The sequence below is a fragment of the Micropruina sp. genome (genome assembly GCF_047602085.1).
Classification (GTDB): Bacteria; Actinomycetota; Actinomycetes; order Propionibacteriales; family Propionibacteriaceae; genus Micropruina.
Window position 1 is genome coordinate 601,048 of sequence record NZ_JASGID010000002.1, and the last position, 20,810, is coordinate 621,857.

22 protein-coding genes are annotated in these 20,810 nt (G+C 69.9%); 16 read left to right on the top strand and 6 right to left on the bottom strand.

Annotated elements, in window-relative coordinates; genetic code table 11:
• The first annotated feature begins 14 nt into the window (after window positions 1–14).
• The 13 genes from dacB (at window position 15) to QM721_RS03595 (ending at window position 12,788) form a co-directional block, all read left to right on the top strand.
• Window positions 15–1,439 (top strand): D-alanyl-D-alanine carboxypeptidase/D-alanyl-D-alanine-endopeptidase, encoded by a 1,425-nt coding sequence (dacB, locus tag QM721_RS03535; RefSeq protein ID WP_415119045.1) that lies wholly within the window; start codon window positions 15–17, stop codon window positions 1,437–1,439.
• A 43-nt stretch (window positions 1,440–1,482) separates the two neighbouring features.
• Window positions 1,483–2,412, top strand: a complete 930-nt coding sequence (locus QM721_RS03540) for a zinc-dependent metalloprotease (protein WP_415119047.1) — start codon at window positions 1,483–1,485, stop codon at window positions 2,410–2,412.
• Window positions 2,412–3,368: a tRNA lysidine(34) synthetase TilS gene (tilS, locus tag QM721_RS03545; RefSeq protein ID WP_415119049.1), complete on the top strand. Its 957-nt coding sequence runs from the start codon at window positions 2,412–2,414 to the stop codon at window positions 3,366–3,368. Before QM721_RS03540 ends, tilS begins: the two co-directional genes overlap by 1 nt.
• Window positions 3,369–3,401: 33 nt before the next feature.
• On the top strand, window positions 3,402–3,953 hold the full coding sequence (gene hpt, locus QM721_RS03550) for a hypoxanthine phosphoribosyltransferase (RefSeq protein ID WP_415119051.1): 552 nt from the start codon (window positions 3,402–3,404) through the stop codon (window positions 3,951–3,953).
• Between the two features lie 66 nt (window positions 3,954–4,019).
• Complete coding sequence (gene ftsH / locus QM721_RS03555) at window positions 4,020–6,152, top strand: ATP-dependent zinc metalloprotease FtsH (RefSeq protein WP_415119053.1); 2,133 nt, start codon at window positions 4,020–4,022, stop codon at window positions 6,150–6,152.
• Window position 6,153: 1 nt separating this feature from the next.
• Window positions 6,154–6,717 carry a GTP cyclohydrolase I FolE gene (gene folE, locus QM721_RS03560; RefSeq protein WP_415119055.1) on the top strand — a complete coding sequence of 188 codons (564 nt, stop codon included), beginning with the start codon at window positions 6,154–6,156 and terminating at the stop codon, window positions 6,715–6,717.
• A 66-nt stretch (window positions 6,718–6,783) separates the two neighbouring features.
• Window positions 6,784–7,581: a dihydropteroate synthase gene (folP, locus tag QM721_RS03565; protein WP_415120098.1), complete on the top strand. Its 798-nt coding sequence runs from the start codon at window positions 6,784–6,786 to the stop codon at window positions 7,579–7,581.
• 21 nt (window positions 7,582–7,602) lie between these two features.
• Window positions 7,603–7,971, top strand: coding sequence for a dihydroneopterin aldolase (gene folB / locus QM721_RS03570; protein WP_415119057.1), 369 nt, complete (start codon window positions 7,603–7,605; stop codon window positions 7,969–7,971).
• Window positions 7,968–8,540 (top strand): 2-amino-4-hydroxy-6-hydroxymethyldihydropteridine diphosphokinase, encoded by a 573-nt coding sequence (folK, locus tag QM721_RS03575; RefSeq protein ID WP_415119059.1) that lies wholly within the window; start codon window positions 7,968–7,970, stop codon window positions 8,538–8,540. Before folB ends, folK begins: the two co-directional genes overlap by 4 nt.
• Window positions 8,540–9,052 (top strand): DUF3180 domain-containing protein, encoded by a 513-nt coding sequence (locus QM721_RS03580; protein WP_415119061.1) that lies wholly within the window; start codon window positions 8,540–8,542, stop codon window positions 9,050–9,052. The genes folK and QM721_RS03580 overlap by 1 nt, the downstream gene beginning before the upstream one ends.
• A 9-nt stretch (window positions 9,053–9,061) precedes the next feature.
• Window positions 9,062–9,610 carry a hypothetical protein gene (locus QM721_RS03585; protein ID WP_415119063.1) on the top strand — a complete coding sequence of 183 codons (549 nt, stop codon included), beginning with the start codon at window positions 9,062–9,064 and terminating at the stop codon, window positions 9,608–9,610.
• Between the two features lie 185 nt (window positions 9,611–9,795).
• Window positions 9,796–10,119, top strand: coding sequence for a histone-like nucleoid-structuring protein Lsr2 (locus QM721_RS03590; RefSeq protein ID WP_415119065.1), 324 nt, complete (start codon window positions 9,796–9,798; stop codon window positions 10,117–10,119).
• A gap of 176 nt (window positions 10,120–10,295) precedes the next feature.
• Entirely contained in the window at window positions 10,296–12,788 is a 2,493-nt protein-coding gene (locus QM721_RS03595; protein ID WP_415119067.1) for an ATP-dependent Clp protease ATP-binding subunit, read from the top strand.
• 60 nt (window positions 12,789–12,848) lie between these two features.
• Here the strand turns inward: QM721_RS03595 and QM721_RS03600 are convergent, their stop codons facing one another.
• Together QM721_RS03600 and QM721_RS03605 are read right to left on the bottom strand one after the other, a co-directional pair.
• Complete coding sequence (locus QM721_RS03600; protein WP_415119069.1) at window positions 12,849–13,358, bottom strand: hypothetical protein; 510 nt, start codon at window positions 13,356–13,358, stop codon at window positions 12,849–12,851.
• Window positions 13,359–13,416: 58 nt separating this feature from the next.
• On the bottom strand, window positions 13,417–14,277 hold the full coding sequence (locus QM721_RS03605) for an A/G-specific adenine glycosylase (protein WP_415119071.1): 861 nt from the start codon (window positions 14,275–14,277) through the stop codon (window positions 13,417–13,419).
• A gap of 67 nt (window positions 14,278–14,344) precedes the next feature.
• Between QM721_RS03605 and QM721_RS03610 the strand changes: the two genes are divergently transcribed.
• Complete coding sequence (locus QM721_RS03610; RefSeq protein ID WP_415119073.1) at window positions 14,345–14,989, top strand: hypothetical protein; 645 nt, start codon at window positions 14,345–14,347, stop codon at window positions 14,987–14,989.
• Between the two features lie 19 nt (window positions 14,990–15,008).
• Here the strand turns inward: QM721_RS03610 and disA are convergent, their stop codons facing one another.
• The 3 genes from disA to QM721_RS03625 all read right to left on the bottom strand — a co-directional run bounded on the left by disA (window position 15,009) and on the right by QM721_RS03625 (window position 18,528).
• Entirely contained in the window at window positions 15,009–16,058 is a 1,050-nt protein-coding gene (gene disA, locus QM721_RS03615) for a DNA integrity scanning diadenylate cyclase DisA (RefSeq protein WP_415119075.1), read from the bottom strand.
• A 68-nt stretch (window positions 16,059–16,126) separates the two neighbouring features.
• Window positions 16,127–17,530, bottom strand: coding sequence for a DNA repair protein RadA (gene radA, locus QM721_RS03620; protein ID WP_415119077.1), 1,404 nt, complete (start codon window positions 17,528–17,530; stop codon window positions 16,127–16,129).
• Between the two features lie 362 nt (window positions 17,531–17,892).
• A complete protein-coding gene (locus tag QM721_RS03625) occupies window positions 17,893–18,528 on the bottom strand; it encodes a VOC family protein (RefSeq protein ID WP_415119079.1) in 636 nt (211 codons plus the stop codon).
• An 84-nt stretch (window positions 18,529–18,612) separates the two neighbouring features.
• On the opposite strand from QM721_RS03625, the gene QM721_RS03630 reads away from it, so the two are divergent.
• Both QM721_RS03630 and QM721_RS03635 read left to right on the top strand, forming a co-directional pair.
• Window positions 18,613–19,419, top strand: coding sequence for a sugar phosphate isomerase/epimerase family protein (locus QM721_RS03630; protein WP_415119081.1), 807 nt, complete (start codon window positions 18,613–18,615; stop codon window positions 19,417–19,419).
• Window positions 19,416–20,180 carry a CPBP family intramembrane glutamic endopeptidase gene (locus tag QM721_RS03635; protein ID WP_415119083.1) on the top strand — a complete coding sequence of 255 codons (765 nt, stop codon included), beginning with the start codon at window positions 19,416–19,418 and terminating at the stop codon, window positions 20,178–20,180. Before QM721_RS03630 ends, QM721_RS03635 begins: the two co-directional genes overlap by 4 nt.
• Here the strand turns inward: QM721_RS03635 and QM721_RS03640 are convergent.
• Window positions 20,162–20,803 carry a peptidoglycan DD-metalloendopeptidase family protein gene (locus QM721_RS03640; protein WP_415119085.1) on the bottom strand — a complete coding sequence of 214 codons (642 nt, stop codon included), beginning with the start codon at window positions 20,801–20,803 and terminating at the stop codon, window positions 20,162–20,164. The genes QM721_RS03635 and QM721_RS03640 overlap by 19 nt on opposite strands.
• Window positions 20,804–20,810 lie beyond the last annotated feature (7 nt).

The following is a 20,810-nucleotide window of genomic DNA, read 5'->3' on the forward strand; positions in this document are numbered from 1 at the left end:
GCTGTCATGATGGTGTGGATGTCACCGTGGAGCCTATCGCCAACCCACCCCCGGGCAACATGCCGCAACGGCTAGCCCGGACGGGCGCGGGTCTGGTTCGAACCCTGCTGCTGGTGCTGCTGGCCGTCGTGGTGGTGGCCGCCTCGGCGTTGCTGGCGGTGCCGCAGTGGCGTGCGGCGGTGTTGCCCACGGCCACAGTCACCCGCACGGCGCCGGCGGCCTGGCAGTCGCCGCAGACCGCGGCACCCCCCGCGCTGCCCCTGGACGATCTCGACCCCGCCACCGCGCCGGCGGCCAAGGCCTTGGCGGCACGCATTCTGAAGCTGGCCGGTGCGGCGTCCGGAACCCCGGGCGTGGTGCTGATCGACCCGGCCACCGGCAAGACGCTGGTCTCGCGTGCCGACCGTCCGTTGTTGCCGGCCTCCACGATGAAACTGCTCACCGCGGTGGTGGCGCTGGAGATTCTCGGCAACGACCGCACCTTCACCACCTCGGTGGTCAGCCCGCGGGCCGGGGTGGTGGTGCTGCGCGGGGGCGGCGACCCACTGCTGAGCGACGCCCGCAGCACCGGACGTGCCTCGCTGCAGCAACTGGCCGTCGACACCGCGGCCGCGCTGAAGCGGCAAGGAGTGAAGAAGGTCACTCTCGGCTACGACGCGTCGTTGTTCGAGGGCGCCGGGTGGCATCGGCACTGGACCGACAACTACCGCTACTCGGTGGCCCCGATCAGTGCCCTGATGGTCGACTCGGGCTTCAACCCCAGTACCGGTGAGGCGCAGCAGAATCCGGCCGCCAGCGCCGCCAAGCGCTTCGGCGAACGGCTCGCCGAGCAGGGCATCTCGGTGGCCGGAACCAAGGCGATGTCGGCCGCCGAGGGCGCGGCCGAGCTGGCCTCGGCGCGGTCGGCGACGGTCGAGCAGTTGATCGAGCACACCCTGCGCTTCAGTGACAACGTGGCCGCCGAGACGCTGGCCCGGCAGGTCGGCGTGGTCAGCGATCGCGGCGGCAGCTTCGCCGACGCCGAGGCGGCGGTGAGGGCCGAATTGCGCACCCTCGGGTTGTGGCGCGCCGGCATGGTGATCGACGACAACAGCGGCCTGAGCCGCAACAACCGGGTCTCGCCCGGAGTGCTGGCCACGACCATGAAACTGGTGGTGAACGAGCCACGGTTTCGCTCGCTGCTGCTCGGGCTGCCGGTCGGCGGGGTCTCAGGAACCCTGGAGGAACGTTTCGACGACCGCAACGAACGGGCGGGGCGCGGGGTGGTGCGGGCCAAGACCGGAAGCCTGCGCGACGTGAGCACACTGGCCGGTTACCTGATCACCGCGGACGGCACCCCGCTGGTGTTCGCGCTGCTGGCCAACGACGTGGTGCGTCCGGACCAGACCCGGGACTGGATGGACCGCACCACCGCCGCCTGGGCCGCGTGCGGCTGCTGAAGCCTCGATCGGGGCTGCCCGGGTCACGCCTAGACTCGCCGGCATGAGCGCGGTTCCCGGCATCGACTGGCGCCTCGCCGCCGACGTCGGTGAGTTCCTGGTCCACCCCGGGGTGGCGGTCGACCGGGCTGAGGCTGCCGGCGTGGTGGCCGACCTGCGGGTGGCCGCCGAGCGAGCGGTCGAGGCCGTCGCGTCGGCGTCTCTGCTGCCGGCACCCCGCTCGTCCGAGGTGCTGGTGGTGGGGCGCGAAACCTGGGTGCGGGCCGCCACCCAGTTGGCCCGCACCATGTTCGAGGCGGCCGGGCAGCAGCCTGCGTCGTCGCTGGGGGCCAAGGTCGGCGCGCGGCTTGCCGGTGCTCAGCTCGGCGGCGCCTTCGCGTTCGTGGCCACCCGCATTCTGGGCCAGTTCGACCCGTACACGACGCCCGGACGGCTGCTGCTGGTGGCGCCCAACATCGTGGCCGCCGAGCGGTCGATGGGTGTGGAGCCGCACGGCTTTCGGCAGTGGGTGTGCCTGCACGAGCAGACCCACCGGGCCCAGTTCGAGGCCGCACCCTGGCTGGCGGCGCACCTGGTGCAGCTGACGGCCGAGCTTTTCGCCGACGCCGACGAGCCCGGGCAAGCCGGCGCCCTCGACGAAATCACCGCCACGATGTCGCTGCTGGAGGGGCACGCCGAGGTGATGATGGACCGCGCCGCCCCCCGGCTGGTGCCGCAGGTGCAGGTGCTCCGAGCCGCGATGGAGGCCCACCGTGACGCTTTCGGCCCGGTGCAACTGCTGTCGCGGCTGCTCGGCTTGCGGGCCAAGCGGGAGCAGTACCGGCACGGTGCCGCGTTCTGCCGCGCGGTGATCGACCGGGCCGGACTCGACACCCTCAACCTGGCGTTCAGCGCCGCGGAGCTGCTGCCCCATGCCGCCGAATTGCATGACGCCGAACAGTGGCTGCGCCGGGTTCCGGCGCGGGTGGGCTGATGGCGCGGCGAACCCTCGGCCCGGCAAGCCTGTCGGTGACTCGGGCGGTGATCGCTGCGCACCAGGGCGAGAACGTGCTGGTGGCCTGCTCCGGCGGAGCCGACTCGCTGGCGCTGGCCACGGCTGCGGTGGTTCTGGCGCGCCGCACCGGCTGCACCGTCCGGGCCGCGGTGGTCGACCACGGGCTGCAGCCGGGCTCGGCCGAGCACAGCCGGGTCGTCGCCGCCCAACTGGGCCGGCTCGGCCTGCCCGCGCGGGTGCTGACCGTCCGGGTGCACAGTGACGGGGCCGGCCCCGAGGCGGCGGCTCGCGACGCCCGTTACGCCGCACTGGCCGCCGAACTGCACCAAGGGGAGCGCTGCTACCTGGGCCACACCCTCGACGACCAGGCCGAGAGCGTGCTGCTGGGCCTGGCCCGGGGGTCCGGTCCGCGCTCCCTGGCCGGCATGCCGGCGGCGCGCGGCCATTTCGCCCGGCCGCTGCTCGGGCTGCGCCGTTCAGTCACCGAACAGAGTTGCCGCGAGTACGGCCTCACGTGGTGGAGCGACCCGCACAACGCCGACCAGCGGTTCACCCGGGTGCGCGTGCGGCACACGGTGCTGCCGGTGCTCGAGGCCGAGCTGGGCCCCGGTATCGCCGAGGCGCTGGCCCGCACCGCCGAACTGGCCCGCGAGGATGCCGATGCCCTCGACGCCCTGACCCCGCTGGTCACCGGGGCCGAGCTGGACTGCGCCGAACTGACCGGTCTGGCACCGGCCCTGCGCCACCGGCTGCTGCGGGCCTGGCTGTTGCGGCGCGGGGCGGAGGAGGTGAGCCGCGGTCACCTGCTCGCCGTCGCCGCCCTGGTCACCGACTGGCACGGCCAACGCTGGGTGGAAGTGCCGGGGCTACGGGTGCTGCGCCGGGCGGGGGCGCTGGTGGCGGAGTCGTCGGGGTCTGCGACCGCCCACGGGTGATCGGGCCCAGCAGAGTCCGCTAAGGTGCGGTTCGTGGACGCCAGCGACATTCAGTCCGACCTCACCGAGGTGCTCTTCACGGCCGACCAGATTCAGGATCGGCTGGCTGCGTTGGCCGCCGAGATCGAAACCGACTACGCGGGTCGCGACCTGCTGCTGGTGGGGGTGCTGAACGGCGCCATCATGGTGATGGCCGACTTGTCGCGCACCCTCAAGCGGCACTGCGAGATGGACTGGATGGCCATCTCGTCCTACGGTTCGGGCACCCAGAGCTCAGGTGTGGTGCGCATTCTGAAGGATCTCAACACCAACCTCGAGGGCCGCCACGTGCTCGTGGTCGAAGACATCGTCGACACCGGCCTGACGCTGGCCTACCTGATCCAGAACCTGAAATCGCGCAACCCGGCGTCGATCGAGGTGATGGCGATGTTCCGCAAGCCCGAGGCGCTGCGCAGCCCGCTCGAGGTGAAATACGTCGGTTACGACCTGCCCAACGAGTTCGTGGTGGGCTATGGCCTCGACCACGCCGGCCGCTACCGCAACCTGCGCGATGTGGGCACCCTGGCCCCGCACGTCTACTCCTGAGCATCGCGTCCGCGCCCGTCTATTCTTGGGGATCGGCGGCGGTGCCGCGCTCAACAAAGGTGGGTAATGAAGGTTAATCGACTGTTCCGGGGCCCGATCCTGTGGATCATCTTGGCGTTTCTCGGGGTCGCCCTGCTGGTCGACTACTTCAACGGTGCCAACGGGTACCAGCAGAAGCCGACCTCTGAGGTGGTTGCCCTGATCAACAGCGACACCCCGCTGAAAGAGGTGGTGCTGGTCGAGGGCGAGCAGACCATCAGGGTCGAGACCAAGGCAGACACCGATTCCAAGCTGCAGGCCAAGTGGATCGGCACCCAGAGCCAGGAGATCATCGACCGGCTGAACCAGCGGGTGGCTGCCGGAACCCTCGACAGTTGGCGTGGCGAGGTGCCGCAGCAGGGCATCTGGACCACGCTGCTGTTCACCATCTTGCCGTTCGTGGTGATCGGGCTGATCTTCTTCTTCTTGATGAACCAGATGCAGGGCGGCGGCAACCGGGTGATGGGCTTCGGCAAGTCCAAGGCGAAGCTGGCCACCAAAGACACTCCGCGCACCACCTTCACCGACGTGGCCGGCTGCGAAGAAGCCATCGAAGAACTGCAAGAGATTCGTGAGTTCCTCTCCGAGCCGGCCAAATTCCAGGCTGTCGGGGCCAAAATCCCCAAGGGCGTGCTGCTCTACGGGCCGCCCGGCACCGGCAAGACTTTGCTGGCCCGCGCCGTGGCCGGCGAGGCCGGCGTCCCGTTCTTCTCGATTTCCGGCTCCGACTTCGTAGAGATGTTCGTCGGCGTCGGCGCGTCCCGCGTGCGTGACCTGTTCGAGCAGGCCAAGGAGGCCGCCCCGGCGATCGTCTTCATCGACGAGATCGACGCCGTCGGACGGCATCGCGGCGCCGGCATGGGCGGCGGCCACGACGAGCGCGAGCAGACCCTGAACCAGTTGCTGGTCGAGATGGACGGCTTCGACGTGCGCGGCGGCGTGGTGCTGATCGCGGCCACCAACCGTCCGGACGTGCTCGACCCGGCGCTGCTGCGTCCGGGCCGCTTCGACCGCCAGATCCCGGTCGAGGCGCCCGACATGAAGGGCCGGCTGCAGATTCTGCGGGTGCATGCGGCGAACAAGCCGATGGCCCCGGACGCCGAACTGGAGGCGGTGGCCAAGCGCACCCCGGGCTTCACCGGCGCCGACCTGGCCAACGTGCTCAACGAGGCGGCCCTGCTGTGCGCCCGGCAGAACCAGCGCTACATCACCAAGCTGCACCTCGACGAGGCGATCGACCGGGTGATCGCCGGGCCGCAGAAGCGCAGCCGGATCATGAACGAACGCGAACTGCTGATCACCGCCTACCACGAGGGCGGGCACGCGCTGGTTGCGGCGGCCATGCCCGGCACCGACCCGGTGCAGAAGGTGACCATCCTGCCGCGCGGCAGGGCACTGGGCTACACCATGGTGATGCCCGACGACGACAAGTACTCCAAGACCCGGGGAGAGCTGCTCGACCAACTGGCCTACATGCTGGGCGGACGGGCCGCTGAGGAGCTGGTCTTTCACGACCCGACCACCGGTGCCGCCAATGACATCGAGAAGGCCACCAACACGGCGCGCGCGATGGTCACCAAGTACGGCATGACCGAGCGGCTGGGTGCGGTGAAGCTGGGCAGCGATTCGGACGAGCCGTTCCTGGGCATGCAGGCCGGCATGGGTTCGGGTCACCGTGACTACTCCGACGCGATCGCCGCGGCGATCGACGAAGAGGTGGCGGCCCTGATCAACAACGCCCACCAGGAGGCGTTCGACTGCCTGGTGACCAACCGCGCGGTGCTCGACGAGCTGGTGCGGCAGTTGTTCGAGAAAGAGACCCTCGACAAAGAGCAGGTGGCCACGATCTTCGAGGCGCTGCAGCGTCACCCCAAGCGCCCGGCCTGGACGGGGTCCGACACGCGGCTGCCGTCCGATCTGCCGCCGGTCGACCCGCCGCCGCCGGCCCCCAAGCCCGAACCCGGTTACGGGGCGCCGCTGGTGGGCCCGAACGGCAAGATCCAGGTGCCGATGCCGACCGGCCCCGGTGCCGATGGCGCGCAGCCGCCGTACGGGCCGCCCGGGCAGCAGCCCTGGCAGGCGCCGTACGGCCCGGGGCCGTACGACAATCAGCCGCCGAGCCAGCAGAACCCAAGCTGGAACCCGCCTCAGGGTCGCTGACGTGCCGGTCGACCAGCCTCGGGCGGCCGCCGCGGTGCGCGAACTGTTGTTCGCCATCGGCGAGGACCCCGATCGGGAGGGGCTGCTGAACACCCCGGCGCGGGTGGCTCGCGCCTACGCCGAGCTGTTCGAGGGCCTCGATCAAACGGCCGGCGACGTGCTGGGCACCACCTTCGACATCGCCCACGACGAGTTGGTGCTGGTCAAGGACATCGAGGTGTGGAGCACCTGCGAGCACCACCTGGTGCCGTTCACCGGGGTTGCCCACATCGGCTACATACCGGCCGTGCAGGGCCGGATCACCGGGCTGAGCAAGCTGGCCCGGCTGGTCGATGTGTTCGCCAAGCGGCCGCAGGTGCAGGAACGACTGACCACCCAGGTCGCCGATGCGCTGGTCGAACACCTGCAGCCCCGCGGGGTGATCGTGGTGATCGACTGCGAGCACCTGTGCATGACCATGCGCGGAGTGCGCAAGCCGGGCGCGCGCACGGTGACCTCGGCGGTGCGGGGCACGCTGCGCAACCCGGCCACCCGTGCCGAGGCGATGAGCCTGATCATCGGCTGATCGGCGGCCCGCCGCCGGTAGGCTGGGGGCGTGCGGCAGCTTCTCGACCAGGGGCGCACCCTGGTGATGGGCATCGTCAACATCACCCCCGATTCGTTCTCTGACGGCGGCGACTACCAGTCCACCGAGCGGGCGATCGCGCACGGCCTCGACTTGCTCGCCCAGGGCGCCGACCTGATCGACATCGGGGGCGAGTCGACCCGGCCCGGTGCCCAGCGGGTCGATGCCGCTGGTGAGCTGAACCGGGTGCTTCCGGTGATCCGCGAACTGGCTGGCGCCGGGGCCGTGATCAGCGTCGACACCATGCGGGCCGAGGTGGCCCGGGCTGCTGTCGAGGCGGGGGCGGTGATCGTCAACGACGTCTCGGGCGGCCTCAGCGACCCAGACATGCTGGGCACGGTCGCCGAGTTGGGCGTGGGCTACATCGCCATGCATTGGCGTGGCCCCTCCGACGTGATGCAGAACCTGGCCAGCTACCACGATGTCGTGGCCGAGGTCCGTCGCGAGCTCGGCAGCCGACTCGATGCCGCCCTCGATGCGGGGATCGATCTGAACCAGGTGGTGCTCGACCCGGGGCTGGGCTTCGCCAAGAGCGCCGACCACAACTGGGCGCTGCTGGCCGGTCTGGACGCTCTCGCCAGCCTGGGCCGTCCGCTGCTGATCGGGGCCTCACGCAAGCGGTTTCTCGGTGACCTGCTCGACGAACGCCCCCCCAAGCAGCGCGACGACGCCACTCTCGCGCTGACCACGTTGCTGGCGCTCAGCGGCGTGTGGGCGGTTCGCACGCATACGGCACGCGCCCAGCGCGACGCCATCGCGGTGGTCGGACGGCTCGCCGCCGAGGGTCGTCGTGGCGTGGAGTAACCTCGATTCGGAGGTGAGTGCATGGAGGCGGTTCCCGACCGGGTACGTTTGGCTGGCATGCGGTTCAGCGCTACCCATGGCGTTTACGACTTCGAGCGCCTGCACCCCCAGACCTTCATCGTCGACCTGATCTGCGAACTGCTGCCGCGTCGGGATTGCGACGACCTGGCCAGCACCGTCGACTATGCCGAGCTGGCCCGCGCGATCGCCGCCGACGTCACCGGCGAACCGGTCAACCTGATCGAGACGCTGGCCGAACGAATCGCCCGCACCTGCCTGCGCCACCCGCTGATGGCCGCGGTCGAGGTGACCGTGCACAAGCCCGAGGCCGGCATGCCCGTCGAACTGGCCGATATCGCGGTCACCATCACCAGGAGACGTTCCCGATGAGCTACACCGACGATCACCCCAACGCCCACCTCGACCTCGATGTCGACACCCTGGCCGGCATGGTGCCGATTCGTCCGGTGGTGTTCTCGATCGGATCGAATCTCGGCGACCGGCTCGGCTATCTGCAGGCCGCCGTCGACGCGCTGAACACCACGCCCACCCTCAATGTGGTCGACGTCTCGCCGGTGTACGAGACCGACCCGGTGGGCCGGGTGCTCGACCAGCCGCAGTTTCTCAATGCCGTGGTGCGGGCCGAGTCGACGCTGGCCTCGCTGGTGCTGCTCGAGCGCGCCCAGGCCGTCGAGAACGCCTATCGCCGCACCCGTGAGGTGCCCGGCGGGCCGCGCACCCTCGACGTCGACCTGATCGTGGTGGGGGAGCGGGTGAAGAACACGCCACTGCTGACCCTGCCCCACCCCAGGGCTCATGAGCGCGCCTTCGTGCTCGCTCCGTGGCTCGACATCGACCCGTCGGCGGTGCTGCCGCTGCGAGGTGCTGTCGGCGACCTGCTTGCTCACCTGGGCCGGGCCGGCGTTCGCCGCCGCGACGATCTGGCGATCGAACTGTGATGCCGGTCGGCCGCCCGACGGTGCAGCCGACCAGCGCCACGGCGCTGGTCATCGCCGCCATCGTGGGCGGCGGGCTGACCTGGCTGGTGCTCTCGGCGATCGAGGGATTCGGCCGGCCGGTGCCGCCGGTGCCGCTGCTCGCGGGGGCCGTGGTGGCGGTGCTGGCGCTGGCCACCGGGCTGGCGGCCCGTTGGACGCACCGCACCGTGCAGGTGCGCCGGCAGCCTGTCGAGCCGTCCCGGGCCGTCGGCCTGCTGCTGGGCGGCAAGGCGGCGATGATCGGCGGCACCGGGCTGGCGGCCGGCTACGCCACGCTCGCCCTGCGCGCCCTGCCGAACCTGGACGCCACGCTGCCGCGGGAGCGGGCCATCGCGGCCACCGTGGTGGCGGTGCTCAGCGTGGTCCTGGTGCTGGCCGGCCGGGCGCTCGAACGGGCCTGCCAGGTGCCCCCCGACAACGATTCGCACGACGCGCCCGCAGCTAGTCCCGAAGCCGGCCGCAGTCCCGGTTAGGCTGCCCTCGTGAAGGCCCACTCGAGCCGTGTTCGGCGCCCCGCACGAGGGCAGATCGCGGCGTGGACGGTGCTCGCCGTCGTCGGTTTCTCGGCAACCCCGATCGTGATCGTCGGTGATCCGCTGAGCCGGGGCGTCGCGGCCGCCGCCCTCATTGCCGGTGCGGCCTTGGCGTGCCTGCTGGCCTGGCGTGAGAGCCGGGCCGTCGAGCGGCTTCGGCTCGCCGCCGAACTGGGCCAGGCGATGGAGCAGGCAGAGCAACTGCACGCCGAGCGCAGGCGGCAGCGGGCTGTGGTCGACAGTCTCGCGGTGCGGCTCAGCGAAATGAGCGAGCGGCTCGATCAGGCCCGGCTGCATGGCTGCCGGCTGCAGCAGGAACTATCCACCCTGAAGGGCAATTACGAGGCGCTGCGGGTAGAACTCGAACTGCAGGCGGTGCTGAACCCGCCCGCTGCGGTGGTCGAGATGGCGCAGCGTCCCGGAACGCCTGATCCCTGGGTGACCGCGCGCGAACTGTGGCGTATTTCGGACGAACCCGCGATGCGGCGTCCGGCCTGACCGAATACGCTCGACGCCTTCGGCACAGGCGACAGCTGGCCCCGAAACATCAAATCGTGCATTTGCCGTCATAATGTGGCGGTGAGTTTGCATGGCATTTGATCAGCGGTATGGTTGTGTCGCACTCCGCCTGGACGTGGGGATCAGCCAGGGTGGAGATATCACTCAAAGTGGGAGGTTTACGAATGGCACAACGCATCGTCTATCGACTCGAAGACGACCTCGACAACAGCGAAGCGGCTGAAACCATTGTCTTCGGGGTCGATTCGGTCAGCTATGAGATCGATCTTTCCGAAGTCAACGCACAGAAACTGCGCGACCTGTTGGCACCCTACGTGGCCGCTGGTCGGCGCGTGGGCGGCCGTCGCAAGACCGGTGCCCGGCGCAAGGTGGGCGGCAGTTCGGCGAGCGAGATCCGGGCCTGGGCGAGCGAGAACGGCTACGTCGTTTCGGCCCGCGGACGGGTGCCCGCCGAGGTTCGCGAGGCATTCGATCGGGCGCATAGCTGAGGCATAGTCGGCATCGATCCGTCAATCGGCTCCGGGACATTCCCGGAGCCGTTCGCCGTTGGCGTATTCGGAACACATGCGGCACGCCTGGGGTTACATAGACTGTGGGTGCACGGGCAGGATCGCCGATCCTGCCGGAGCGCCACCCGGCCCCGGCCGGAGTGAGGAGTACGCATATGTTCGACCGGTTCACTGACCGTGCACGACGGGTGATCGTTCTGGCGCAGGACGAGGCCCGCATGCTGAACCACAACTACATCGGCACCGAGCACATTCTGCTCGGCCTGATTCACGAGGGTGAGGGTGTGGCCGCCAAAGCCCTCGAAGCGCTGGGCATCTCGCTCGAGGCCGTCCGTGAACAGGTCGAAGAGATCATCGGCCAGGGCCAGCAGGCCCCCGCCGGCCACATTCCGTTCACGCCGCGGGCCAAGAAGGTGCTCGAGTTGTCGATGCGTGAGGCGCTGCAGATCAACCACCCCTACATCGGCACCGAGCACATTCTGCTCGGCTTGATCCGTGAGGGCGAGGGCGTCGCGGCGCAGGTGCTGATCAAGCTCGGCGCCGACCTGAACCGGGTGCGCAATCAGGTGCTGCAGTTGCTCAGCGGCTTCCAGGGCAAAGAGGCGGCCACCGCTGGCGCGCCCGAGTCGGGCCCGCAGCAGCAGGGCAGCTCGATTCTCGACCAGTTCGGCCGCAATCTCACCCAGGCCGCCCGTGAGAACAAGCTCGACCCCGTCATCGGCCGCGAGAAAGAGATCGAGCGGGTGATGACGGTGCTGTCGCGGCGCACCAAGAACAATCCGGTGCTGATCGGCGAGCCCGGTGTCGGCAAGACCGCCGTGGTCGAGGGCCTGTCGCAGGCGATCGTCCGTGGCGATGTTCCCGAGACCCTGCGTGACAAGCAGATCTACACTCTCGACCTGGGTGCCTTGGTGGCGGGCTCACGGTACCGCGGTGATTTCGAGGAGCGCCTCAAGAAGGTGCTCAAAGAGATCAAGACGCGCGGCGACGTGGTGCTGTTCATCGACGAGATCCACACCCTGGTGGGTGCGGGTGCCGCCGAGGGTGCCATCGACGCGGCCTCGATTCTCAAGCCCATGCTGGCCCGCGGCGAGCTGCAGACCATCGGCGCCACCACCCTCGACGAGTACCGCAAGTACATCGAGAAGGACGCCGCGCTCGAGCGCCGGTTCCAGCCGATTCAGGTGGCCGAGCCGTCCATCGCGCTGACCATCGACATTCTGCGCGGCCTGCGCGACCGGTACGAGGCGCACCACCGGATCACCATCACCGATGCGGCGCTCACCGCGGCAGCCCAGCTGGCCGACCGGTACATCTCTGACCGTTTCCTGCCCGACAAGGCCATCGACTTGATCGACGAGGCCGGCGCGCGGCTGCGGATTCGCCGCATGACGGCCCCGCCCGACCTGCGCGAGTTCGACGAGCGGATCGCCAAGGTGCGGCTGGAGAAAGAGGCCGCGATCGACGCGCAGGACTTCGAGCGCGCCGCCCGGCTGCGTGACGACGAGCGCAAGTTGCTGATCGCCCGTTCCGAGAAGGAAGAGGCCTGGAAGGTCGGCGATTCCGACGTCCCGGCCGAGGTCGGCGAAGAAGAGATCGCCGAAGTGCTCTCATCGGCCACCGGCATTCCGGTGTTCAAGCTCACCGAAGAGGAGTCGTCGCGACTGCTCAAGATGGAAGACGAGCTCGGCAAGCGCTACATCGGCCAGCACGACGCGGTGAAGGCGCTCTCGCGTTCGATCCGGCGCACCCGGGCCGGCCTGAAGGATCCGAAGCGGCCCAGTGGCTCGTTCATCTTCGCCGGCCCCTCGGGCGTCGGAAAGACCGAGTTGACCAAGGCGCTCACCGAATTCCTGTTCGGCGACGAGGACGCCCTGATCACCCTCGACATGAGCGAATACTCCGAGAAGCACACCGCTTCGCGTATGTTCGGCTCGCCGCCCGGTTACGTGGGGTACGAAGAGGGTGGCCAGCTCACCGAGAAGGTGCGGCGCAAGCCGTTCAGCGTGGTGCTTTTCGACGAGATCGAGAAGGCGCACCCCGACATCTTCAACTCGCTGCTGCAGATTCTCGACGAAGGCCGGCTCACCGATGCCCAGGGCCGGGTCGTCGACTTCAAGAACACGGTGATCGTGATGACCACCAATCTCGGCACCCGTGACATTTCCAAATCGGTCAACCTGGGCTTCAGCCAGTCCGCAGACAGCGTGGGCAGCTACGAGAAGATGAAGGCGAAGGTGTCGGACGAGCTCAAGCAGCACTTCCGCCCCGAGTTCTTGAACCGGGTCGACGAGATCGTGGTGTTCCACCAGTTGTCGCAGGCCGATATCGAGCGAATCGTCGACCTGATGATCGCCGAGATCGAGACCCGGCTGCGCGACAAAGACATGGGCATCGAACTGACCCAGGCGGCCAAGGCGTTGATCGCCAAGCGGGGCTTCGATCCGGTGCTGGGTGCCCGTCCGCTGCGCCGGGCGATTCAGCGCGACATCGAAGACATTCTGGCCGAGAAGATCCTGTTCGCCGACATCCACCCCGGCGAGATCGTTGTGGTCGATGTGGCGCCGGACGGCTCGGAGTTGCCGTTCACCTTCGACGGCGTACCCAAGGCCCAGCTACCCGACGTGCCCGCCGAGCTCACCAACTGACCTCGACACGACGCCCCCGCCAGCAGCCGCCGGCGGGGGCGTCGTGGCGTGTCCTGGCCCTCAGTGCCACGCCATCGCGGCCACAACCATCAGCACGATGAAGATGAGCACAGCCAGGGCAAACAGGCTGCCGATCACGCCGAGCACGAAGCCGGCGGTCAGTCGTCCGCTGTCGCGGTACACGCCGGGGTAGTTCGCCATCTCTCGCTTGGCCTTGGCGCCCAGGTACCAGGCGACCGGGCTGACCACCGGCAGAAAGAAGAGGTTCGTGGCCAGCCCGATGATGCCCAGGGTGAACACCAGCGTCGTGTTGGGGTGCTCGGGCAGTGCCGGCTCACCGTAGCCGTAGGGCACGGGGTGGCCGAACTGCACCGGGGCCGGGTGGGCCGGCGGCAGGGCCGAGAAGTGCTGCGGTTCTGACCAGCCGGTGGGTTCGAGCCGACGAGTGGGTTCGCCGAACAGGCCCGCATTGCTGTAGTTACTCTGCTCGGCGGTGGGCTCGTCGGGCTGCGGCCGTGGTGCACCGAAGCCTTCACCGCTGGCCCACGGCGAGTGCTGCTGGTTGGTCATCGATCCCCTCCTGAACGTCCAGAATAGGGGCCCGGGGGATCGTCGCCCGGCCCGGGCGTCAGAGCGCGAACCCACCGGGGGAGGGTCGCACCAGTTGGTCGTCGAGCAGCGAACGCAGGGCCGCCGCGGCCTGCGCCGGGTCGGGCCAGCCCTCGAGCAGGGTGGCGGCGTCCGCCGACGCTCCGGTCGGCAGCGCTCGCAGCTTGGCCAGCACGTGCCCGCGGGCGGCCCGGTCGGTGCCGGCGTACGACTGGCGCGGGCGCGGCGGCCCGGCCGGACGCCCGGCGGCCAGCCAGCGGCAATCGGTGCGCACCGGGCACGCCCCGCACTCGGGCCGGCCGGCCCGGCAGACCTGGGCGCCCAGTTCCATCGCGGCCACCGACCACAGGGCCGCGTCCTGCTCGGGCAGCCAGGCCTCGGCGCGGAGGCGTTCGGCGGCCGTGGGCGCCCCGACGGGGGTGTCGGTGCCGCCGTCCAACCGGGCCAGCACCCGGCGCACGTTCACGTCGAGCACCACCGTCGGGGCGCCGTAGGCGAAGCTGGCCACCGCGGCTGCGGTGTAGTCGCCCACGCCGGGCAGGGCCCGCAGCTCGTCCAACTGCGACGGCACCCGGCCGCCGTGCCGTTGGGTGATCTGGGTGGCCGCGGCGTGCAGCCGCTGGGCACGGCGCGGGTAGCCCAGGCGTCCCCAGGCCCGGACGGCCTCGCCCACCGGTTCGGCGGCCAGCGCGGCCGGCGTGGGCCAGCGCTCCAGCCACTGCCGCCACGGGGGCAGCACCCGGGCGACGGGGGTCTGTTGCAGCATGAACTCGCTCACCATGATCGCCCAGGCCGAGGCGTCCGGACGGCGCCAGGGCAAATCCCGGGCGTGCTGCCGGTACCAGTCGACGACGGCGCTGGTCAGCCGGGTGCGGTCCACCGGCCCACTGTAGGCGGCCACGGCGTGGTGCGCCTCGCAACGCGGGGGCACTGCCTAACCTTGCGACATGAGCGATGTGCTGACTGGCAAGGGTCCGCAACCGCCGTCGGTGTACTGGATCCGCCGGGGCCTGGTGGTGCTGATTGCGGTGATCGTGCTGGGCCTGCTGGTCTGGGTGTTCACGCCGAAGAGTCAGCCCAGCACCACCGCCACCCCCGAGGTCACGACGCCGTCGCCGACCCAGACCGTCTCGTCGCCCGAGGCCTCGCCGTCAGATTCGGCCAGTGTCAGTCCGAGCCCTTCGGCCACCGCGACCGCACCCACCGCGTGCGACCCGATCGGGGTGCAGGTGACCCTGGAAGGGTTCAAATCGGTCAAGAGTGGCAGCAAGCAGACCTTCAGCGTCACCGCCGTGAACAACACGGCGCTGCCCTGCGTGATGGAGATCACCCATGACACCTTTGTGCTGCGGGTCGCGTCGGGCAGTGACCTGATCTGGAGCACGGGACACTGCGAGAAGTGGCTGCCCGAGGTGAAGAAGCAGACTCTCAAGGCCGGGGCCTCGGTCGAGTTCAAGGTGACCTGGGGCCTGTACCGCTCGGCCGAGGACTGCCGGCAGGCCAAGAGCCTGTTGGGGGCCGGCACCTACATCGCCACGGCGCTCTACCGCGAGTCGGCCACCGGCCGGTTCGTGTTCACCATCACCAAGTGAGCCCGGCCCGTCGGCCGGTTCAGTCCAGACGTTCGGCGTAGGCCGACTCGGCCAGCCTGATCAGGCCCTCGCGCACCGTGCGGGCGATCGAGTAGTCCACGCCGTGCACCGCCAGCAGGTCGGCAGTGCTGGCCCCGAACAGGCCCTGCAGGTTGCCGAAGTGCTCCACCAGCGAGTCGGCGACCGACGGCGACAGCCGCGCGATCAGCGCCAGTTGCCGGTGCCCGCGAGCCGACACACGCCGGCCCAGATCGTCGCCCAGGCCGCAGGCCTGGGCGATCAGCGCCGGATGGGCTAGATCGTCGGTGTCGAGGGCGGCCAGCGTGGCCAGCTTGGGCGGCGCGACGCCGTCGTCGTAGTCGCGTTCCAGTTGCCCGCCCAGTTCGTCGCGGCCCGAGACGAGTTCGCGCAACTGCAGCCGCACCAGCCGGCCGTCGGTGCCGAGTTCGATCGCGTAGCCGTTCACCTCCAGTTGCAGCCGGCGCACCATTTCGAGTCGCTGCGCCACCAGCACGATGTCGCGGACGGTCGCGGCGTCCTGCACCTCTGCTGCCGACAGCCGGGCGGTGGCCTCTTTGAGCCGGTCGGCATAGCGGGCCAGCGTCGCCAGGGCCTGGTTGGCTCGCGCCAGCAACTGCTCGGGACGCTGCACGACCCAGCGCTGGGCATCGACGAACAGCGAGATGGTCGACATGGATGCAGACACGGTCACCGTCGGCACCCCGGTCTGGGTGGCCACCCGATCGGCGGTGCGGTGCCGCGTGCCGGTCTCGGAGGTGTGGACGGCGGCGTCGGGCATCAGTTGCACGCCGGCGAACAGGATGCGGTCGAGCGCGTCGTTGAGAATGATCGCGCCGTCCATCTTGGCCAGTTCGCGCAGAGCCGTTCCGGTGAAGGCGACATCGATGGCGAAACCACCGGTGGCCAGCGCCTGCAGCCGGGCGTTGTTGCCCAGGGTGATCAGCGCCCCGGTGCGGCCGTGCACGATGCGGTCGAGGCCCTCCCGCACCTCGGTTCCGGGTGCGATCATGGCAAGTGCGCGGCTGAGCCGATTGGGCGTTGCGCTCACAGGGTGACCTCGGCGTTGGTACGGGTGCGGTTGCCCGCAGTCTAGTTGGCCTTCGGCTGGGACGGCTGTCACCCACCGGCCAGCCGCAGGTGCGGCCCGTCCGGAGTGCGCCGCTTCGGTGGCCGCAGTTGCAGCAGGTCGACCGCCGCCGCCACGCTGCCCACCTCGACCGCCCGAAGGCCGGGTAGGCCGATGTTGCTGCCCGGCGGAACCAACGCCAGGCCGAAGCCCAGCCGGGTCGCCTCGGCCACGCGGCGCTCGATGCCGGGCACCCGGCGCACCTCGCCTGACAGGCCCACCTCGCCCAGAGCGATCAGCGGACGGTGAAAGGCGTGCTCGGCCGCCGCCGAGGCCACCGCCAGCGCGACGGCCAGGTCGGCGGCCGGATCGACCACACGGGCGCCGCCTACCGTCGACACGTACACCTCCTTGTTGTGCAGCCGCACCTTGGCCTTGCGCTCCAGCACGGCCAGGATCACCGACACCCGCCCGCTGTCGAGCCCGTGGGTGACCCGGCGTGGGGTCTGTGCCGCTGACGGTGCCACCAGGGCCTGTACCTCGCCGAGCAGCGGCCGCCGGCCTTCTTGGGTGACGGTCAGCGCGGTGCCGGGCACCGGTTCGGCGCGGGCCGAGGTGAACAGGTGGCTGGGGTCGGCCACCTCGCGGATGCCGCCCTCGGTCATCTCGAAGCAGCCCACCTCGTCGGCCGGGCCGAACCGGTTCTTGGTGGCTCGCACCAGTCGCAGCCCGCTGTGCCGGTCGCCTTCGAACGACAGCACGACGTCGACCAGGTGCTCCAGCAGCCGCGGCCCGGCCACCGTGCCGTCCTTGGTGACGTGGCCCACCAGGATCACCGGCAGCCGGCGTTGCTTGGCCACCCGGACCAGGGCGTTGGTCACCTCGCGCACCTGGGACACGCCGCCGGCCACCCTGTCGGCGCCGCCGGCGGTGACCGCCTGCACCGAGTCGAGCACCAGTAGCTGCGGGTCGAGCTGTTCGATGTGCGCCAGCACCGCACCGAGGTCGGTTTCGGCGGCCAGGTAGAGCTGCTCGTGCAGGGCGCCGGTGCGACCGGCCCGTAACCGCACTTGGGCCGCAGACTCCTCAGCCGACACGTACAGCGTGCGCCGCTCGCCGCCGGCCCAGCGGGCGGCCACGTCGAGCAGCAGGGTGGACTTGCCCACGCCCGGCTCGCCGGCCAGCAGCAGCACGGCTCCGGCGACGATGCCGCCGCCCAGCACCCGGTCGAGTTCGGCGACGCCGGTGGGGGTGGAGGCCGCTTCGTGCAGCGGCACCGTACCGATCGGACGCGCCGCGCTCACCGTCGTCGACCGTGCCGCAGCGGTCGCGGTGGGGGTCGGGGTGTGCGGAGCCATGGCGCCCCAGGCCTGGCACTGGGTACAGCGCCCGACCCAGCGGGCGCTCACCCAGCCACACTCGGAGCAACGGTGGGCGACAGCGGTTTTGGCCATGCCCGAACGCTACGCAGCGCCGCCGACAGTTTTCGGCCCGCGTCCCCGGCGATGATCGCCCCAGGGGTGTACTGATCAATGCGTTCGCCGTTGGTTGGGCTTGTCGAAACCCTTCGTGAGGGTGCTCAGGTCGAGGTCTCGACACGCTCGACCGGCGTTGGGGAAGCGCTGAGTAATGCGTTCGCCGTTGGTTGAGCGTGTCGAAACCCCTCGTGAGGGTGCTCAGGTCGAGGTCTCGACACGCTCGACCGGCGTTGGGGAAGCGCTGAGTAATGCGTTCACCGTTGGTTGAGCGTGTCGAAACCCCTCGTGAGGGTGCTCAGGTCGAGGTCTCGACACGCTCGACCGGCGAAAAATCAGCGTTAGATGCGCACCGGCCCGTGCGGGGTGTTGAAGGTGGCGGCGTCGATGCCCGGCTGCCCGTTGGGTGAGGTGAAGCGAATGTTGACGCCGTCGAAATTTCCGTCGACCTCGACGCCGATCCAGTCCTCGACCCGATTCTCGTGGCCGGCGATCTCGATCTCGGCCAATTGCAGGTCGCCAGCCAGCGCCCGGGGGAGCACGGACTCGTCGCTGGTCCAGCGAATGAAGTACGGCAACTGCGGGTCTGACATCAGGCCCTTCACGCCGAGCTGTTCCCATTCGAGCAGACGTCCATCGGGAAAGTGCCGCGAGCCGCGCACCGACTCGCGGCCCAGCCGAGCCTCATAGGGTGACAGGTCGGGCACCGAGACGACCCAGCCGAGCCAGCCGCCGCCCATCTCGGAACGGGCCCGGACGGCCTGGCCGAACGGCGCCTTCTCGGCGGCCGGGTGTTCCAGCACCTCGACCACCTCAAGGTAGCGATCATTGGCCAGCGGAAGAATGTTGTTGCGGGTGCCGAACCGGGGGTGAAAGCCACCGTCGCGGAATTTGGCGCCGAGCAGGTCGCCCAGTCGCTCGACCTCAGCCTTGAGGCCGCGCGGACCAGCCGCGAACGTCAAATGATCGACATGCATGAGCCCATTCTCAGCCGAGGGTGCCCCGGACGCGAAATCGGGGCCTGCGCCGGTCCTGGTTCACCGCCGCCTATCATGGCGGGCGTGAGTGCCTCGTCGGGCGTCAAGGTGGCGCTGTCCACCTCGTCGGTCTACCCCGAGAACACCGCCGCCGGCTTCGAGGTGGCCCGCCTGCTCGGCTACGACGGCGTCGAGGTGATGGTAGGCATCGACCCCTTGGCTGCCGACGTCGACGCGGTGCAGCGGCTGCGCGACTACCACCAGGTTCCGGTGCTGGCGGTGCACGCGCCCTGCCTGCTGGTCACCCAACGGGTCTGGGGCAAAGACCCCTGGGCCAAGCTCGAGCGGGCCACCGAGGCCGCCACCCAACTGGGGGCCGACGTCGTGGTGGTGCATCCGCCGTTTCGCTGGCAGCGCAGCTACGCCACCCGGTTCGTCGAGGGCGTGCGCGAGCTGGTGCGGCGCTCCGGGGTCACCATCGCGGTCGAGAACATGTACCCCTGGCGGGCCCCCGGCGGCGGCGACTTCAAGGCGTACAAGCCGAGCTGGGATCCGTCCGACCTCGACTACGACCACCTGACCCTCGACCTGTCGCACGCCGCGACCGCCCGGCAGAACTCGCTCGACCTGGTGCGCTCGTGGGGTGAGCGGCTGGCGCACGTGCACTTGACCGACGGCACCGGTTCGGCCAAGGACGAGCACCTGTTGCCCGGCCAAGGCAACCAGTGCGCCGACCAGGTGCTGGCCGAACTCACCCGGTGCGGCTACGCCGGCCATGTGGTGCTCGAGGTGAACACCAACGACCTCGACCGGGCCGGTCGCGAAGAGTCGCTGGGGGCGGCGCTGGCCTTCGCTCGCACCCATCTGGCCACCGTCGGCGAACCCCGGTGAGCGACGCGCTGGCCGAGGCGCCGGGGCGGGTGCGGCCCGGCCCCGAGGTGCTGCTGGTGCTCGGCGTCTCGCTGGGCCAGTCGGCGGTGTACTCGCTGCTGTCGATCGCCGACAAGCTGACCCGGCCGCAACCGCTGGGCCAGCAGACCACCACGATCAACGCTTCGGTGACCCCCGACCGTCCTTGGCTCGACCTCGGCTACCAGCTCGCGGGCATGGTGTTTCCGCTGGTGCCGGCCCTGTTGGCGCTCTACCTGCTGCGGCTCACCGGCGACCGGGCACGGATCGGCTTCGACCTGAGTCGGCCGGCCAAAGACCTGGGTTGGGGGTTCGCGATCGCCGCCGGCATCGGCATTCCCGGGCTGGGGTTGTACTTCGCGGCCCGCGCCCTCGGGTTGAACACCACCGTGCAGCCGGCCAACCTGGCCGAGAACTGGTGGACGATCCCGGTGCTGGTCGGTCTGGCGGTGATGAACGGGGTGCTCGAAGAGGTGGTCATCGTGGGCTACTGGTTCACCCGGATGACCCAGGCCGGCTGGGGGGTGGCCGCCGTGCTGATCGGCTCGGCGGTGATCCGCGGCTCGTACCACCTCTACCAGGGCTTCGGCGGTTTCGTCGGCAACCTGGTGATGGGTGCGGTGTTCGGCTGGTTCTACCTGCGCTTCAAGAGGATCGGGCCGCTGGTGGCGGCACACATCATTCTCGACCTGGTGGCCTTCGTCGGCTACTCGCTGATCGCGCCCTACGTCGACTGGTTGTGAGGCGGGCCGGGGGTCACCTCGACCACCTCGCCGTTACCCGGCAACCCGCCCGCGAAGGAGATCGGCACCGCGCCGGCCCGAACCGGATCGGGGTGGTCGAGGGCCTGCAGATGCAGGTGCGGCTCGGTGCTGTTGCCTGAGTTGCCGCAGCGGCCGATGGGCTGGCCCGCCTCGACTCGTTGCCCCGCCTCGACCAGCAGGCTGCCCTGCTGCAGGTGACACAGCGCGACGACCACCCCGGCGTGCTCGATCATCACGTGGTTGCCGGCCAGCGCCGCCCAGCCGTCCGCGGCCCGGCGGCGCTGAGCCAGCGCGTAGCCGAACGAGGGCAGCCCGCGGTAGGCCGGGTGATCGGGCTCGGCGGCGTACGCACCCACGACCAGGCCCGCGACCGGAGCGAGCAGCGGCCGTCCGAACCCGACGAACTGCTCGGGCGGCTGCGGGTAAAACAGGGCGCCCAGGGTGGCCGGACCGCTGCGCCCGGCGGCGTCCACCGGCACGAAGTCGATCGCGTATGAGGTGGCGAACACGGTGATCCCATGGCTGGGTACCCGGTTCGCGGGACTGTTGCGCACCCGCCAGCGCCCCGTGAACGGGTAGGCGAGATCGATCGTGGTGGGCACCGGGTCA